This is a genomic window from Sulfurivermis sp. (assembly GCF_059410345.1).
The window spans coordinates 164,470-180,569 of record NZ_JBLJDO010000006.1; the positions used below are offsets into that span (position 1 = coordinate 164,470).

Annotated in this window: 16 protein-coding genes; 7 read left to right on the forward strand and 9 right to left on the reverse strand. The window is 64.3% G+C overall.

Going from position 1 to position 16,100, the window contains the following annotated elements; genetic code table 11:
• Window positions 1–1,902, reverse strand: a complete 1,902-nt coding sequence (gene speA / locus ACMV8A_RS07430) for a biosynthetic arginine decarboxylase (protein WP_495325127.1) — start codon at window positions 1,900–1,902, stop codon at window positions 1–3.
• Between the two features lie 84 nt (window positions 1,903–1,986).
• Between speA and speE the strand changes: the two genes are divergently transcribed.
• On the forward strand, window positions 1,987–2,847 hold the full coding sequence (speE, locus tag ACMV8A_RS07435) for a polyamine aminopropyltransferase (RefSeq protein ID WP_495325128.1): 861 nt from the start codon (window positions 1,987–1,989) through the stop codon (window positions 2,845–2,847).
• A 72-nt stretch (window positions 2,848–2,919) separates the two neighbouring features.
• Here speE and ACMV8A_RS07440 read toward each other — a convergent pair whose 3' ends face one another.
• From ACMV8A_RS07440 to ACMV8A_RS07450, 3 genes are all read right to left on the reverse strand, one after another.
• Entirely contained in the window at window positions 2,920–3,375 is a 456-nt protein-coding gene (locus ACMV8A_RS07440) for a DUF4124 domain-containing protein (RefSeq protein ID WP_495325129.1), read from the reverse strand.
• 44 nt (window positions 3,376–3,419) lie between these two features.
• Window positions 3,420–4,217: an ABC transporter permease gene (locus ACMV8A_RS07445; RefSeq protein ID WP_495325130.1), complete on the reverse strand. Its 798-nt coding sequence runs from the start codon at window positions 4,215–4,217 to the stop codon at window positions 3,420–3,422.
• A gap of 70 nt (window positions 4,218–4,287) precedes the next feature.
• Window positions 4,288–4,845, reverse strand: coding sequence for an ABC transporter ATP-binding protein (locus ACMV8A_RS07450; RefSeq protein WP_495325131.1), 558 nt, complete (start codon window positions 4,843–4,845; stop codon window positions 4,288–4,290).
• 164 nt (window positions 4,846–5,009) lie between these two features.
• On the opposite strand from ACMV8A_RS07450, the gene ACMV8A_RS07455 reads away from it, so the two are divergent.
• Window positions 5,010–5,246: a CDGSH iron-sulfur domain-containing protein gene (locus ACMV8A_RS07455; protein ID WP_495325132.1), complete on the forward strand. Its 237-nt coding sequence runs from the start codon at window positions 5,010–5,012 to the stop codon at window positions 5,244–5,246.
• A 122-nt stretch (window positions 5,247–5,368) separates the two neighbouring features.
• On the opposite strand, the gene ACMV8A_RS07460 is transcribed toward ACMV8A_RS07455, so the two are convergent.
• The 3 genes from ACMV8A_RS07460 to ACMV8A_RS07470 are packed head-to-tail and all read right to left on the reverse strand — an operon-like array spanning window position 5,369 to window position 7,682.
• Window positions 5,369–6,619, reverse strand: a complete 1,251-nt coding sequence (locus ACMV8A_RS07460) for an ammonium transporter (protein WP_495325133.1) — start codon at window positions 6,617–6,619, stop codon at window positions 5,369–5,371.
• Window positions 6,620–6,633: 14 nt separating this feature from the next.
• Complete coding sequence (gene glnK, locus ACMV8A_RS07465) at window positions 6,634–6,972, reverse strand: P-II family nitrogen regulator (protein ID WP_495325134.1); 339 nt, start codon at window positions 6,970–6,972, stop codon at window positions 6,634–6,636.
• A gap of 56 nt (window positions 6,973–7,028) precedes the next feature.
• Window positions 7,029–7,682: a TorF family putative porin gene (locus tag ACMV8A_RS07470; RefSeq protein WP_495325135.1), complete on the reverse strand. Its 654-nt coding sequence runs from the start codon at window positions 7,680–7,682 to the stop codon at window positions 7,029–7,031.
• 237 nt (window positions 7,683–7,919) lie between these two features.
• On the opposite strand from ACMV8A_RS07470, the gene ACMV8A_RS07475 reads away from it, so the two are divergent.
• Together ACMV8A_RS07475 and ACMV8A_RS07480 are read left to right on the forward strand one after the other, a co-directional pair.
• Window positions 7,920–8,162: an accessory factor UbiK family protein gene (locus ACMV8A_RS07475; protein ID WP_495325136.1), complete on the forward strand. Its 243-nt coding sequence runs from the start codon at window positions 7,920–7,922 to the stop codon at window positions 8,160–8,162.
• Window positions 8,163–8,240: 78 nt separating this feature from the next.
• Window positions 8,241–9,743, forward strand: a complete 1,503-nt coding sequence (locus tag ACMV8A_RS07480; RefSeq protein ID WP_495325137.1) for a YifB family Mg chelatase-like AAA ATPase — start codon at window positions 8,241–8,243, stop codon at window positions 9,741–9,743.
• Here ACMV8A_RS07480 and ACMV8A_RS07485 read toward each other — a convergent pair.
• Window positions 9,740–9,910 carry a hypothetical protein gene (locus ACMV8A_RS07485; RefSeq protein WP_495325138.1) on the reverse strand — a complete coding sequence of 57 codons (171 nt, stop codon included), beginning with the start codon at window positions 9,908–9,910 and terminating at the stop codon, window positions 9,740–9,742. The two genes, ACMV8A_RS07480 and ACMV8A_RS07485, sit on opposite strands and share 4 nt — an antisense overlap.
• Window positions 9,911–10,027: 117 nt before the next feature.
• Here ACMV8A_RS07485 and rep point away from each other — a divergent pair, with 117 nt between their 5' ends.
• A complete protein-coding gene (rep, locus tag ACMV8A_RS07490) occupies window positions 10,028–12,037 on the forward strand; it encodes a DNA helicase Rep (RefSeq protein ID WP_495325139.1) in 2,010 nt (669 codons plus the stop codon).
• A gap of 151 nt (window positions 12,038–12,188) precedes the next feature.
• On the opposite strand, the gene ACMV8A_RS07495 is transcribed toward rep, so the two are convergent.
• Window positions 12,189–12,989, reverse strand: a complete 801-nt coding sequence (locus ACMV8A_RS07495) for a DUF2189 domain-containing protein (RefSeq protein ID WP_495325140.1) — start codon at window positions 12,987–12,989, stop codon at window positions 12,189–12,191.
• A 224-nt stretch (window positions 12,990–13,213) separates the two neighbouring features.
• Between ACMV8A_RS07495 and ACMV8A_RS07500 the strand changes: the two genes are divergently transcribed.
• Both ACMV8A_RS07500 and ACMV8A_RS07505 read left to right on the forward strand, forming a co-directional pair.
• On the forward strand, window positions 13,214–14,947 hold the full coding sequence (locus ACMV8A_RS07500) for a sensor histidine kinase (RefSeq protein WP_495325141.1): 1,734 nt from the start codon (window positions 13,214–13,216) through the stop codon (window positions 14,945–14,947).
• Window positions 14,948–14,960: 13 nt separating this feature from the next.
• On the forward strand, window positions 14,961–16,100 hold a 1,140-nt coding region (locus ACMV8A_RS07505), incomplete at its 3' end, for a hypothetical protein (protein WP_495325142.1).

Below are 16,100 nucleotides of genomic sequence, written 5' to 3' on the forward strand. Positions count from 1 at the left end.
TCACTCTTCCAGATAGGTGTAGCCGGCGAGACCGGCCTCCAGGGCATCGGTAAAGCTTGTGCGTTCGCTCGCGCTCAACTCGGCGGCCTCCAGCTTGGCCTGATAGGCGCTGCGCAACAATGCCGTATCGTAATTCACATAGCGCAATACCTTATCCACAGTATCGCCATGCTGTGGCGCGGACAGCCGGTAACTGCCGTCGGGCAGCAATTCGACATTTACCGAATCGGTATCGCCGAACAGGTTGTGCAGATCGCCAAGAATCTCCTGATAGGCGCCGAGCAGGAACATACCCATGACATAGGGTTCGCCCGGACGCAGGCCGTGCACCGGCAGCGTGGTCTCCAGGCTGTCGTGATCGATGTAGTGGTCGATACGGCCGTCGGAATCGCAGGTGATGTCCTGCAGCACGGCGCGGCGTACCGGCTGTTCATTCAGGCGATGCAGCGGCAGCACGGGGAATACCTGTTCGATGCCCCAGGCATCGGGCAGCGACTGGAACAGGGAAAAATTGCAGAAATATTTGTCGGCCAGTTTCTCGTTCAGGTCGTCCAACACCTCACGGTGGGCGCGCACGCCAGGCTGTAACCGGGCGCGCACCTGCTGGCAGATGGCGAAGTACAGCTCCTCGATGCGCGCGCGCTGCTCCAGCGTGATGACGCCGTGCTGGTACATACTGTGCGCCTCGGCCAGCCAGTACACCGCATCGTGGTAGCCCTCGACCAACGAGCGCGCGCTGCCACCATCACGCACATTGCACAGTCCCTGCCACAGGTTGTGGATGATTACCGGTTCGTCCGTCGCCGCCGGGGGCACGTCGCGCGGTGCGGGGGCCCGCTCCTGGTCGATTACCTGGGTGAACAAGGCGGCATGATGCGCCGTCATGGCGCGGCCCGATTCGGTGATGATGTGCGGATGGGGCAGGCTCTGTTCCTCGCAGATTTCCCACAGGGCATGCACCACGTCGTTGGCGTATTCCTGCACGCCATAATTCATCGAACAATCGCTGCGTGAGCGGCTACCTTCGTAATCTATACCCAGTCCGCCGCCCACATCGACATAGCGGATATCCACATCCATGGCGCGCAATTCCGCGTAGTGCCGCGCACACTCGCGCATGCTGCGCTGGATGTCGCGGATATTGGCCACCTGGGAACCCATGTGGAAGTGGATCATCTGCAGGGCGCCGATCATGTCGGCCTCCTGCAGACGCTGCACCACGCGCAGGATCTGCGCCGCCGACAGGCCAAACTTGGCCTTCTCGCCGCCGGTGTTCTGCCACTTGCCGGCGCCGATGGAGGCCAGGCGCACACGCACGCCGAGCAAGGGTGCGATACCGAGCGCCTGCGACTCCTCGATCACCAGCTCCAACTCGGACATTTTTTCCACCACGATGAACACGCGCAGACCGAGGCGAAGACCGATCAGGGCGAGACGGATGTATTCGCGGTCCTTGTAGCCGTTGCACACCACCGTGCCACCTTCTCGATCGGATAAGGCCAGCACGGCCATCAGCTCCGGCTTGGAGCCGGCCTCGAGACCGACGCGGCGCCCACCGTGGCGCAGGATCTCCTCCACCACGCTGCGCTGCTGATTGACCTTGATGGGATATACGGCCGTGTAGCCGCCACGATAGTCATCCTCTACCATGGCACGCTGAAAGGCATGGCACAGCACATCGACCCGATCGCGCAGGATGTCGGTAAAGCGCACCAGGACCGGCAGAGTGAGTCCTTCCTGGCGCAGCTTGCCGACCAGTTCGAAGCAATCGATACCGGCGTGGGCCTGATTGCGATCGGGGCGTGCGATCAGATGGCCGGCGGCATTGACATCGAAATAGCCGCTGCTCCAGTGCGGAATGCCGTAGGTCTCGCGCGCCTTGTCCTGATCCCAATCACTCATGCTGTCGCCGCCGCTGTTGAAGATGTCACGCCACCGGGAGACAATATAGGCGAATACTCACACACTGAATAGCGCGGAACAGCCATGGCCCTCGACGACAAGAACTGGTTCACCGAAAATCCCACCGCGGACGGCTCTACCTTCTCCCTCAGGATCACCGGCAAGCTGCATGAGGAACGGACGGAGTTCCAGCAGATCGAAGTCTACGGCACCGAGGGCTTCGGCAACCTGATGGTCATCGACGGCTACATCATGCTCACGGCGCGCGACAATTTTCTCTATCATGAGATGCTGGCCCATCCGGTGCTGTTCACCCATCCCAATCCGAAACGTGTGCTGATCATCGGCGGCGGTGACTGCGGCACGCTGCGCGAGGTGCTGCGCCATCCGGAGGTAGAAAAGGTGCAGCAGGTGGACATCGATGCCGGCGTCACGCGGGCATCGGAGCTGTTCTTTCCCGAACTGTGCGAGTCCAATGGCGATCCGCGCGCCGAGCTGCACTTCGCCGACGGCATCCAGTGGGTGAAGGACGCCACCCCCGGCAGCTACGACGTGATCATCGTCGACAGCACCGATCCGGTGGGGCCGGCCATCGGCCTGTTTTCCGAACCCTTCTTCCGCGACTGCCACCGGGCCCTGGGCGCGGATGGCATCATCGTGCAGCAGAGTGAGTCACCCTTGCTCAACATGCAAATCCTCACCGACATGCACAAGGCCATGCGTGGCGCCGGCTACGCCGACGTGCAAACCCTGCACTTCCCGCAGCCGGTCTATCCCTCCGGCTGGTGGAGTTGCACCATGGCCGCCAAGCATCCCTTCAAGGGGTTCCGCATTGCGGACAGCGTCGCCAAACCCTTCGCCACCCGTTACTACAGCGCCGAGGTACATCAGGGCGCGCTGGCCCTGCCGCCGTTCATGAAGGAAGCCTTCGCGCAGATCCGGTAGGCCCGCTACAGCGCTACGGCAACGATCACATTCTGCCGCACACCACAGGGGCCATCTCCGGCCGCCATCCGGCTACTTGCACCAGCGCGCCACATCCTCTTGCGCGCGCCGCTCCGAGGCGGCGCGTTCACTGTCGCTGAGGATACGGCGGTTGCCCTGCTTGTCCAGATCATACAGGCTGCCGGCAGACTGATAGCGCCGCAGACGATCGCGCGCCAGGGCACACTGCCGCTCTCGCGTAGCCTGCTCTTCCCGGCTCTTCTGCTGCTGTTCCTTTTTCTGCGCGCGCTCCTCATCGAAGGCGCGCAACAGGCGCTGTGCATTGTCGCTGCGTGCCGCCTCGGCGTCCTCGATCGGCGACTCCTCCGGCGGCGCTGCCTTGATCTGCACCTCCTGCGCCTGCACCCGTGCCGGCGGCTTCTCGCCGTAATGCACGCGCCCCTGCTCATCCACCCACTTGTAGACGCCCGACGCCGATGCCAGCGACGCCCAGCCGAGCAGCAACAGGAACATCATCCGTTTAGCCATGACAACCTCCGTTTCCGGCCCTCTCAAACCTTTGCCCCGATCGCTCACGCCCCGGACAGCCGTTCCAGACGCAGGCGGTCGCGCTCGTCGAACAGACAGCGGGCGCCACGCCACACCGCCACCATGGTGCCAAAGCCGGTACCGGCGGTGATGAGGAACATCACCAGGATCTGATACTTCACCGCCTCCAGCGGCGGCGTGCCGGCCAGGATCTGGCCGGTCATCATGCCGGGCAGGCTGACCACGCCCGCAGCAGCCATGGAGTTGATCATCGGAATCATGCCCACGCGCATCGCCTCGCGGCGCAGGTCGCTCACCGCTTCCATGGCACTCTGGCCCAGCAGCAGCCGCGCCTCGATTATGGCGCGCTGCTGCCAGGCGCCATTGGTGAGGCGATCCATGCCCAGGGCGATGCCATTCATGGTGTTGCCCAGGACCATGCCGAGCAACGGAATGGCGTACTGCGGCTTGTACCAGGGATCGTTGCCGATGATCACCATCAGAGCCAGCACCGTGACGGTGAACGAGGACACGAACATGGCGCTGGTACCGACACCATAACCGCGCCAGCCGCTGAAACGACGCTGCTGCCGTGCCATTACCTCGCGGCCCGCTACCAGCAGCATGATCAACGCCATCAGACTCACCCACCACCACTGGGCGTTGTCGAACAGCACCTTGAGCACCAGGCCGATGAGCAGGAGCTGCACGGTGGTGCGCGTCGCCGCGATGAGCAGCTTGCGCTCCATGGCCAGTTGCAGGCGCCAAGACAGGCCGGCCAGCAGCAGCACCAGCAGAGCCGCCAGGCTCAGGTCGAAGGGAGACAGGGAGATGACATTCATAAGGCACCTCCCCGTGCCTTACCCTGGCGGGCGGCCTGCGGCCGTGCGAATTGTCTATCCTGCCAATTCGTCATGCCGCCACCTCCAGCCGGCCGGCGACGATGCGGATCTGGCGGCTGGCGACACGCTGCATCTGCGCCGGGTCATGACTGACCCACAGCACCGCGGCCTGCTGTTCGTCACGGTAGGCAGCGATCATGGCCTCGACGCGCTGCACCGCGGTCGGGTCCAGCGCAGCGGTCGGTTCATCCAGCAGCAGCACGCGCGGCTTGTTGGCCAGCAGGCGCAAAAGCGCCAGGCGCTGGCGCTCGCCGGTGGAACAGCGTGCCACCTGCCACTCCAGCGTCTCGCGGCCAAAGCCGAGGGCCTGCCAGCGCGCCTCGTCCACTTCCGCAAAATGCTCGCCCACCCGCTCGTGCCACCACTGGCTTTCCGCCGGCAGCAAGCCGACCGCGCGGCGCCATTCCCACGGCTTGTAGTCACGCGCCTCGCGCCCATCCAGCCACACCCGCCCCTCGTGCGGGTCGAGATCGGCGATGGCGCGCAGCAGCAGGCTCTTGCCCGCGCCTGACGGCCCCGACAGACAGACACACTCCCCCGCCGCCACTTCCAGCGTGGGGATGCTCATGGAGTGGCTCGCCACTCCCTCCAATCGCAACAGGCTCAGGATCGTCTCCCGCTTGGAATTGTTAATTCATCCCCCACCTTGGGGAAAGACGCCGCCATCGACTATGGTTAGCGGACACGGATTCATTCTACGGGATCACTAACGGAAAACAGAACGAGGCCAGCATGAGCGAACCTGAAATCACCCAGAAAAAACCCTACGCCCTGGAACTGGAGGCCGGCGACTACTGGTGGTGCGGCTGCGGCCGCTCGAAGAACCAACCCTTCTGCGACGGCTCCCACAAAGGCAGCGGCCTGGGCCCGCAGAAATTCACCCTGAGCGAGAAGGGCAAGGTCTGGCTGTGCGGCTGCCGCCGCAGCGGCAAGGCACCGCACTGCGACGGCACGCACAAGGGCCTGTGACAAGGTCGGCTTGGTGGATGCGCGGCGCTTATCCGCCCTGCCCATGTAACTTTTTCCGACACCCAAAAAAATGGCGGGCATCGTGAGATGCCCGCCAATGCGCCTTTGGGAGGAGAGGGGCGCTACTTGCTGGAACCGGTGAACTCCGGGTAGGCCTCCAGACCGCACTCGGTCAGGTCGACACCGTTGTATTCCTCTTCTTCGGTGACGCGCAGACCCATCACGGCCTTGATGATCAGCCAGGTGACGAAGGCGGCGCCAAACACCCAGACGAAGATAGTGCCGATGCCGATGAGCTGGGACAGCAGCGAGGATTCCTCGTTGCTCAGCGTCACCGCCAGCAGGCCCCAGATGCCGACCACGCCGTGCACGGAGATGGCGCCGACCGGGTCGTCGATCTTCAGCTTGTCCAGGGTGATGATGGAGAACACCACCAGCACACCACCGACCGCACCCACCAGGGTCGCCAGCAGCGGCGTCGGGGTCAGCGGCTCGGCGGTGATCGCCACCAGACCGGCCAGGGCACCGTTGAGGGCCATGGTCAGATCAGCCTTGCCGAACAGCATGCGTGCGGTGATCAACGCGGCAACCACGCCACCGGCGGCGGCCATGTTGGTGTTGACGAACACCAGCGCCACGGCATTGGCCTCGCCCACGTCGGACAGCTTCAGCTCGGAGCCGCCGTTGAAGCCGAACCAGCCCAGCCACAGGATGAAGGTGCCCAGGGTGGCCAGCGGCAGGTTGGCGCCGGGAATGGCGTGCACCGAACCGTCGGCACCGTACTTGCCCTTGCGCGCACCGAGCAGCAGGACACCGGCCAGGGCCGCAGCGGCACCGGTCATGTGCACCACACCGGAACCGGCGAAGTCGAGGAAGCCCAGCTCGTCGAGGAAGCCGCCGCCCCACTTCCAGTAACCCTGCACCGGATAGATGAAGCCGGTCATCACTACGGCGAAGGCCAGGAAGGCCCACAGCTTCATGCGTTCGGCCACGGCACCGGACACGATGGACATGGCGGTGGCCACGAACACCACCTGGAAGAAGAAGTCCGACATGTTGGAGTAGTACGGCGCATCGTCGCCGCCGGCCAACACCTCTTCCACCGTGTTGTCGCCGCCAAGCAGGAAGCTCAGGCCGGGGATCACGGAGCTGACGCCGTCACCGTACATGATGTTGTAACCAACGATCATGTACATGATGCAGGCGATGGCATACAGTGCCACGTTCTTGGTGAGAATCTCGGCGGTGTTCTTGGCGCGCACCAGGCCCGCCTCGAGCATGGCGAAGCCCGCCGCCATCCACATTACCAATGCGCCGGATACCAGGAAGTAGAAGGTATCCAACGCATATTTCATTTCTGTCACAGCTTCCATCGTCGCATCCTCCGTTACAGGGCGTCCGGGCCGGTTTCGCCGGTGCGGATACGCACCGTCTGTTCCAGATTGAATACGAAGATCTTGCCGTCGCCGATCTTGCCGGTGTTGGCGGCCTTGCGTACCGCCTCGATCACCTGATCCACCATGTCGGCCTTGACCGCGGCTTCAACCTTCACCTTGGGCAGAAAGTCCACCACATACTCCGCGCCGCGATACAGCTCGGTGTGGCCCTTCTGCCGCCCGAAACCCTTCACCTCGGTGACCGTGATACCCTGCACGCCGATCTCCGACAGGGCCTCACGCACGTCATCGAGCTTGAACGGCTTGATGATTGCAGTTACCAGTTTCATCGTTATCCTCCTTTAGGGGCCGGGCCGCGCTGCGGCCCGGCACAACCATCAATGGATCAGAGATCGAAGGTCTTGGTGATGGAGAACACCAGACGCGTTTCACCATCATCGCTGGTTTCGCCCGCCTTCATCGGCGCCAGATCCTTGTCGCTCTTCACGATGGCACCGCCGACGGTGAAGCCAGACACATCGGCCTCATAGCCGACCTGGATGTAACTGCCCTTGAAGTCGTTGCCCCAGGTGCCATACAGGGCGTAGAAACCGTTGTACTCGCCCTTGATGGTACTGAAGGTGTAGTCCTGCTTGGTCGGCTTGCTGTCGTACTCACCGATCTGATGGGTCACAGTGATGGGACCATAGCCCAGGCTCAGGTTGATCTCCTGGTAGGTCTCGTCGAACTTGTCGGTGTAGTAGTAGCCGGTGAAGCCGATGCCATAGCTGAAGTCGGCGATGCTGCCTTCGTAGCCGCCGTAGATGTCATATTCCAAACCCTGGTTGACGTCGGCCGCCCAGGTGCCCACATAGAAGCCGCTGTCGTGGCTATAGTCGAGGCCGGCAGAGGCGCTGGACTCGGCCTGGTAGACACCACGGAAGATATACTCGGACGAGAAGCCGACGTTGGCGCTCAGTTCGGCAGCGGCCTGGCCGCTGGCCAGCAGACCCAGGGCGATGGCGGAACCGAGTACGGACTTGCGGAAGATGCTGCTCATTGTTTCTCTCCTCAGGTTGGAATGGATTGCGGGTCTATACCTGCGCAAGAGAGCCAGTGCATCGGCTGTGCCAACTGCAAATTTCTTTTTATTTCATGCGGTTGCAGAGGCGCTCCAAAATCACCAAAAACATCGCCGCACCAGGATGGACCGCGCGCCTTTCCATCACGCACCGTTTTGGCGCGCGCAGGCACCCCACAATCGCGTAAACTTGCGGCAACTCCTGGAGGATATTTTATGGACACCCACTTCATCGACGACCTGGCGCAGCGCCTTGCCGCCGCCCTGCCGCCCGGCCTGCACGCGCTCAGGCACGACATCGAACACAACTTCAACGCCGTGCTGCGCGCACGGTTGGAAAAGCTCGATCTGGTGACGCGCGACGAATTCGATGCGCAGGCACGCGTGCTGGCGCGCAGCCGCGCCAAGCTGGAGGCGTTGGAAAAGAAGATTGCCGAACTGGAACAGCGCCTGTCATAAGCACTGTTTGCTGTAGGACAGCAAGCCTAAATAATCGACCGCGGGCAATGAGGCCCGCGCAGCAATGGAAAGGAAGCCATGTCACTTGCCATCGTGCACAGCCGCGCCGCCGTGGGCATCGACGCCCCCGCAGTGGCGGTAGAAGTCCACCTCGCCAACGGGCTGCCGGCCCTGTCCATCGTCGGCCTGCCCGAGGCGGCAGTAAAGGAGAGCAAGGACCGCGTGCGCGGTGCCCTGCTCACCTCCCGCTTCGAGTTTCCCGCCCGCCGCATCACCATCAACCTGGCCCCCGCCGACCTGCCCAAGGAAGGCGGCCGCTTCGACCTGCCCATCGCCGTGGGTCTGCTCGCCGCCTCCGGCCAACTGCCGCGCGATGCACTGCCCCGCTACGAATTCCTCGGCGAACTCGCCCTGTCCGGCGAACTGCGCCCGGTGCGCGGCGTACTGCCTGCGGCGTTGAAAGCACGCGACCTGGGCCGCACCCTCATCGTGCCCACGGCCAATGCCGATGAGGCCGCGCTGGTGAGTGATGCCGTCGTGTTGCCCGCCCAGCACCTGCTGGAGGTCTGCGCCCACCTGCATAGCCACACCCTGATCACGCCACACACGGCGTCCTTGCCCGGCACAGACAACCACCCGCTACCGGATCTGGCCGACGTGCGCGGTCAGCATCAGGCGCGCCGCGCCCTGGAGGTGGCCGCCGCCGGCGGCCACAGCCTGCTCATGCTCGGCCCGCCCGGTACCGGCAAGACCATGCTGGCCAGCCGCCTGCCCGGCATCCTGCCGCCGCTGGGCGAACAGGAGGCGCTGGAGGCCGCCGCCATCGCCTCCATCAGCGATCAGGGCTTCGATGCGGCGCGCTGGGGCCAGCGCAATTTCAGGGCACCGCACCATACCGCCTCCGGCGTGGCCCTGGTGGGTGGCGGCAGCCAGCCACGGCCGGGCGAAATCTCCCTCGCCCATCACGGCGTGCTGTTCCTCGACGAGCTGCCGGAATTTGATCGCAAGGTGCTGGAGGTGCTGCGCGAGCCGCTGGAATCGGGCCGCATCATCATCTCGCGCGCCGCCCGCCAGGCCGAGTTCCCCGCCCGCTTCCAGCTGGTGGCGGCGATGAATCCCTGTCCCTGCGGCTACCTCGGTCACCCCAGCGGCCGCTGCCACTGCACCCGCGAACAGATCCAGCGCTACCGCGCCCGCATCTCCGGGCCGCTGCTGGACCGCATCGACCTGCAGATCGAGGTGCCCAGCCTGCCGCAGGAGGCGCTGCGCAGTACCGACGGCACGGTCGAAAACAGCGCCACGGTGCGGGCGCGGGTGATTGCGGCGCGGCAGCGTCAGCTGGAACGCCAGGGTAAGCCCAACAGCGAACTCAGCAATCGGGAGTGCGGCAGGCTGTGCAAGCTGGGGGATCGGGAACTGGACCTGCTGGATCGGGCGGTGGACAAACTGGGACTGTCAGCGCGGGCCTACTTCCGCATCCTCCGCGTGGCCCGCACGGTGGCCGATCTGGCCGATAGCAAGGCAGTGGACCTGCCCCATCTCACCGAGGCCCTGGCCTACCGGCGGCTGGACCGAAACTAGGCGAGGATATTGGCCAGCCAGGCCAAGGTCTCTTCCTGCCACACCAGCAGCGCCGCCGCCACGATAGCGAGCACTAGCCAACGCAGCCAGCGGGCTTTGCCGCGGCGCCGGGCAAACAGGCTACGCTCGCGCCACTGGCGCTCTGCCTTGTCGAGATCGTCCAGCATCGGCCGATTCCCCTGTGGAGGTGAGGGCCATCAGGATGAACCCGATTGGCGCCCAGGTAAAGGCTTCCGCTGCTACAATACGCCCCCGTTTGACTACCCTTCCTGCCGAAACCGCCCGTGTCCGATCTCAATCCGCGCCAACATGAAGCCGTGCGCTATATCGACGGCCCCCTGCTGGTGCTGGCCGGCGCCGGCAGCGGCAAGACCCGCGTCATCACGCAGAAGATCGCCTGGCTGATCCAGTCCTGCGGCCTGTCGCCGCAACACATCGCCGCCGTCACCTTCACCAACAAGGCGGCGCGCGAGATGAAGGAGCGTGTCGGCAAGCTGTTACAGGGCAAGGAGAGCCGCGGCCTGCGTGTTTCCACCTTCCACACCCTCGGCCTCGACATCATCCGCCGCGAGGGCAAGCACCTGGGCTACAAGCCCTCCTTCTCTATCTTCGATGCCACCGACAGCGCCAACCTGATCAAGGAGCTGCTGCGCAAGGAGAACGTCAACGAGGAACTGCTGAAGGAGCTGCACCAGCAGATCTCGCGCTGGAAGAATGCCTTCACCACGCCGGAGCAGGCCGTGACGCTGGCGGGCAGCGATGGCGAGATGCGCGCGGCGCGCATCTACGGTGAGTACAACCGCCATCTCAAGGCCTATAACGCCCTCGACTTCGACGACCTGATCATGCTGCCGGTGCTGCTGTTCATGCAGCAGCCGGAGGTACTGGAACGCTGGCAGAACCGCACCCGTCACCTGCTGGTGGACGAATACCAGGATACCAACGCCACCCAATACCAACTGGTGAAGCTGCTGGTCGGCGCGCGCGGCGCGCTCACGGTGGTGGGCGATGACGACCAGTCGATCTACGCCTGGCGCGGTGCGCAGCCGGAAAACCTGGCCCTGCTCAACCAGGACTTCCCCAACCTCAAGGTGATCAAGCTGGAGCAGAACTACCGCTCCACCGGCCGCATCCTCAAGGCCGCCAACCAGCTCATCGCCAACAACCCGCATGTGTTCGACAAGAAGCTGTGGAGCGAACTGGGCTACGGCGATCCGATCCGCATCGTCTCCTGCGCCGACGAGGAAGACGAGGCCGCCAAGGTGGTGGGGCAGATCATCGCCCACAAGTTCAAGCACCGCACCGACCACCGCGACTACGCCATCCTCTACCGCGGCAACCACCAGTCGCGCCTGTTCGAAAAGGCGCTGCGCGAGCAGCGCATCCCCTACACCCTGTCCGGTGGCACCTCATTCTTCGCCCACACCGAGGTAAAGGACGTGCTGGCCTATCTCAAGCTGCTGGTGAATCCCGACGACGACACCGCCTTTCTGCGCGCGGTGAACACGCCGCGGCGCGAGATCGGTCCCTCGACGCTGGAAAAACTCGGCGCCTACGCCGGCAGCCGCGGCGTGTCCCTGTTCACCGCCTGCTTCGAACTGGGCCTGAAACAGCAGCTGTCCGAACGCGCCTACGAGCGCGTCGAGCAATTCGCCCACTGGCTGGTGGACATCGGCGATCGCGCGCGACGCGGTGACCCCATCGAGGCGATCCGCGACCTGGTGCGCGAGATCGATTACGACAGCTATCTGAAGGACACCTCCAACGACATCAAGGCCGCCGAGCGGCGCATGGGCAACGTCTACGAACTGCTCGACTGGATCAAGCGCCTCGCTGACAACGAGGAGGGCAATGAGGCGGATATCACCCTGCTGGTGAACAAGATCTGCCTGCTCGACATGCTCGATCGCAACGATGAGGAGAGCGACAGCGACAACGTGCGCCTGATGACGCTGCACGCCGCCAAGGGCCTGGAGTTCCCCCACGTGTTTCTGGTTGGCATGGAAGAGGAACTGCTGCCGCACCGCAACAGCATCGAACTGGAAACCATCGAGGAAGAACGCCGCCTCGCCTACGTTGGCATCACCCGCGCGCAGCGCACGCTGACGCTCACCGTCGCCGCCCGCCGCCGCCGTGGCGGCGAACTGGTGCGGTGCGAGCCGAGCCGATTTTTACAGGAGTTGCCGGCGGAAGATCTGGAATGGGAAGGTGCCGGTGTGGAGCTGGCGCCCGAGGTGCGCCAGGAGCGCGGCCGGGCGCAGCTGGCGAATCTCAAGGGGATGCTCGGGGGCTGAACCCACTAGGGAAGGTCTGAATAAGTCCATCCTGGACTTCTCAGCCCACGCGAATCGAAACATGTGATGTTCGATTCGCTTCATGTTCCAACGACTCATGGTCGTTGGAACATGGCGGCACATCCCCGCACACCGCTGCGCCTAGTCTGGTCTACTGCCCGACGATGTCCCGATAGGCATGCCAGGTGGCATAGCCCAGCAACGGGAAGGCAATGATCAGACCCAGGTACAGCGGCAGGATGGCGATGCCGGCGAACACGGTGATCAAACCCGCCCACAGCACCATGGCGGGTCCGTTCTTCGCCACCGCCTTCACGCTGACCATGATGGCGGTGATCACGTCGATGTCCTCATGATCCACCGCCAGCGGTACCGATACCGCCGTGAGCACGAAGGCGATGATCAGGGCCGCCGCACCGCTGATGCTCACTGCCGCGATCATCGGCCAGGTGATGGAGGTGAGAAAGGTGGACAGGTCTGCCGCGCCGCCGAAGACCATGGCCATCACGCCGGCGTTGGCCACGAACAGCGCCGTGAGCTGCATCGAGGTGACGAACCAGGCCAGCATCAGCAGCACCATGATGATGCCCAGGCTATAGGTGGTCAACACATTGCGGCGCCAGCCGTGCAGGGTGTCGTCCAACGTACTGTCCAGTTCCCCTTCGCGGCGCCGGGCCACTTCATACAGCCCCACCGCCAGCACCGGGCCGAGGAACAGAAAGCCCGGCATCAGCGCGATGGCCCAGTGCCAGGAGCCCATCGAACCGAGCAGCAGCGACACCAAGGCAAAGGCCAGAGTCGCCGCCAGGCCGTAGGTCATGCTCAGGCCGGGCGCGGCGACGAAGTCGCGCCAGCCCTCTGCCAGCCAGAACCACGGCCGCGTCAGATCGACGCTGCGGATTTCCGGCATGGATAGGGGGGATACATAGTGTTCGAGATAGGGACGTCGCATGGTCATCACCTCCTGCATGGGTTGCTCAGGGATGAAGCCCTGGGATAGATGTGGTCTGCTCTAAGGTTAGCAAAAATAACAGAGCAATCTACTCAGGAACTATCAAGGTTTTCGATGAGACCGATAAAACGATAAACCCGTCGCCGATCTGCGGCCCCACGGTTTCGCCACAGGCACCGCACGCGCTACACTGCGCCAACAATAATAAACAGGATGCTTGTCCCATGGAGATGGAGAGCAGTTTGGAGGAGCCCGTTTCAACCGCCTATTACCGCGCCGTCAGCCTGCGCGCGCTGCAGCCTCTCGGCCACCACTTCGACGGCGCCGCCCTGCTGGTGGCCTGGCTGGCCACCCTGGCGCTGGGCATCGGCCTTGGTCTGGCCTCCATCGCCTACGAATGGTCGGGCATACCGCTGCATTTCGGCGGTGTGGACATCTACGTCACTCTTTACCCGCCGCTGATCTTCTGCACCCTGTGGGTGTTGTGGTTCGGTTTCTGGTGGGGCTTCGTGCCCGCCTACCTGGCAACCCTGGTGCTGGCGCTGTATTCCGGCATGCCGCTGGCCTGGTCCCTGCTGTTTGCCTTCGCCGATCCGCTGTCACTGGCCGTGCTGGCCATCGCCTACCGCGCCATACCCGTGTCCTATGACCTGCGCTCGCTCAATGCGCTGGCCTTTTTCGTGCTCATCTCCTTCGTCGGCAGCATCTTCGGCGCCACCGGCTCCTTCATCTGGACCCACACCAATGCCCTCGGCGTGCACCACCTGCTGCCCATCTGGCAGGGCTGGTGGCTGGGCGGCTGGCTGCAAAACGTGCTGCTGGTAGCGCCACTGCTCTACCTGTTCAGCCCAGCGATAAGCCGCTGGCGCGAGCGTCATCTCAGCGCCATCACAGTGCGCCCACGCGAGGCGCGCGGCACCCTGCTGGCCGGCGGCACCATCATCGCTGGCGTGCTGCTCTACCTGCACTTCACCGTCGCGCTGAGCAACAACCGGCTCGAGGCCGCCCTGGCCAGCGACGACACCGCCGCCTGGCGCGAGGCCGCCCTGGCCAGCGCCGAGTCCACTACCCTGCTGTTCTGGGCGGTGATGATCCTGATCCTGTTCATCGCCTTCTTCGGCGCCCAGCTGTTCACCCACTGGACCAGCTCGCTGCAAAAGGCGGCGCGTGAACTGTCCGGCACCAACGTACGCCTGCGCCGCGAAATGACCCAGCGCGAACAGGCCGAACAGGATCTACAGCAAACCGCCGATCGCCTGGCAGCGGCCAATGCCAGCAAGGATCGCCTGTTCTCCGTCGTCGCCCATGACCTGCGCGGCCCGGTGGGCGCCATCGTTTCCCTGCTCGGCATCCTCGATGGCCAGATCCGGGAAACCGGCAATCGCGAGCTGAGCGAACGGTTCGGCACGCTGCGCGAATCGATGCAGCAATTGATGCGCTTTCTGGAGAATCTGTTGCAATGGTCGCGCCTGCAACTGGATCAGGAGCAGTACCAACCCGTCGTGCTGGACCTGCACGGCGCACTGGAGAACGCCTGCGGCCCCCTCGCCCTGCACGCGTCACTGAAAGAGATCGAGGTGGAGCGGCGCGTGGCGCCCAACACCCCGGTGCGCGCCGACCCGCATATGTTGCAGACCATCCTGCACAACCTGCTCTCCAACGCCATCAAGTTCACCCCGCGCAAGGGCTACGTCACCGTATCCGCCGCGCGGGAACACCACGAAATCCACGTCACCGTGCGTGATACCGGTATCGGCATCGAGGCCGACAAGCTGTCGCATCTGTTCGACATCGGCCAGCTCTCCAGCCGCCCCGGCACCAGCGGTGAACCGGGCAGCGGTCTCGGCCTGCTGCTGTGCAAGGAGTTGGCCGAACGCCAGGGCGGCAACCTGTGGGTGGACAGCCGGCCGCACACGGGAACCGAAGTGCACTTCACCCTACCCGTGGCGCGCACATAAACAGGAGTCGCCGATGACGATGCTGTACCGCTGGGGCCGCCTGCTGCTCACTGCCCTGCTGCTCTGCGGCTGCGCCGCCGCCACCATTGCACCGACCAGCGGGCTATATGAAGCCAGCGCGCCGCTCGGTGACGAACAGACCCTGCTCCAGCTCTACTCCTGGCCCAACACGCCGGAGAGTCCGCAATCACTCACCGACACCATCGGCCACTACACCCGGCAAAGCGCCGAGCGCGACGGCCTGCCCGACCTCACCGTCACCGTGTGGAACGACCTGGGCAACTACACCGCGACCATCCGCAGCTCCGACTGGCAGGTGCTCGACTACAGCCGCCGCCTGCCGCGGTTTCTCGCCATCGGCCAGCTCGGCGTGCAGGCCACCGCCCAGCTCAGGGCCGCCGGCCTGTGGAACGACAAGGAGTGGCGCTTCTTCCTGCCGCTGGGGCTGGCCCTGACGCAGCAGCGCTCGGTGCAGCTGCTGCACTTCCCGCCCGACTATTCGCTGCCGGATCAGGACTATCTCGGCTCCAAGACCAGCCAGCGCTGGGAATCCCTGTTGCAGGAAAACGGCGTCGCCGCGCAAGACGTCACCCTGTACGAGGCCATCGTCGACATCGCCCCCATCGCCGCCCCCGCCAGCGCCGGCAAGACGCTGGAACCCACCTATCCCTACTACGCCCCCTATGCGAAACGTATGCTGGAGTTCCTGCTGCAACGCGACACCGGCGCCGCACGTCCGCTGGTGGCCTACGGCTACCCGGTGCGGCAATGGCTGCAACAGCACTACGGCGTAGCCCTCCAGGTGCTCGACACCGCCAGCCTCGACCTCGGCCAGGACAGCAAGGCCAGCGTCATCGCCGCCAATCACCCCAGTTTCATCTGGTACGTAAAAGACCAGGGTTTCGATGCGGCGCAGCAGGTGATGTATCAGGACCTCATCGCCGCCTGCTGGCAGGCCGCCATGGGCAAGAATCCCGACTCCGATGCCGCGCTGGTCAAGGACACCTGCCACGACAGCTGGCATGAACGCCCACAGGCGGTATGCGTCCTCACCTGGGAGCAGGCCTTCGACAAGACCGAGGAAGAGGCGCGCAAGCTGTGCGCCGGCCGCGGCGCCTCGACGGCACACGCCGGCATCGACCTGGCTGCGCTG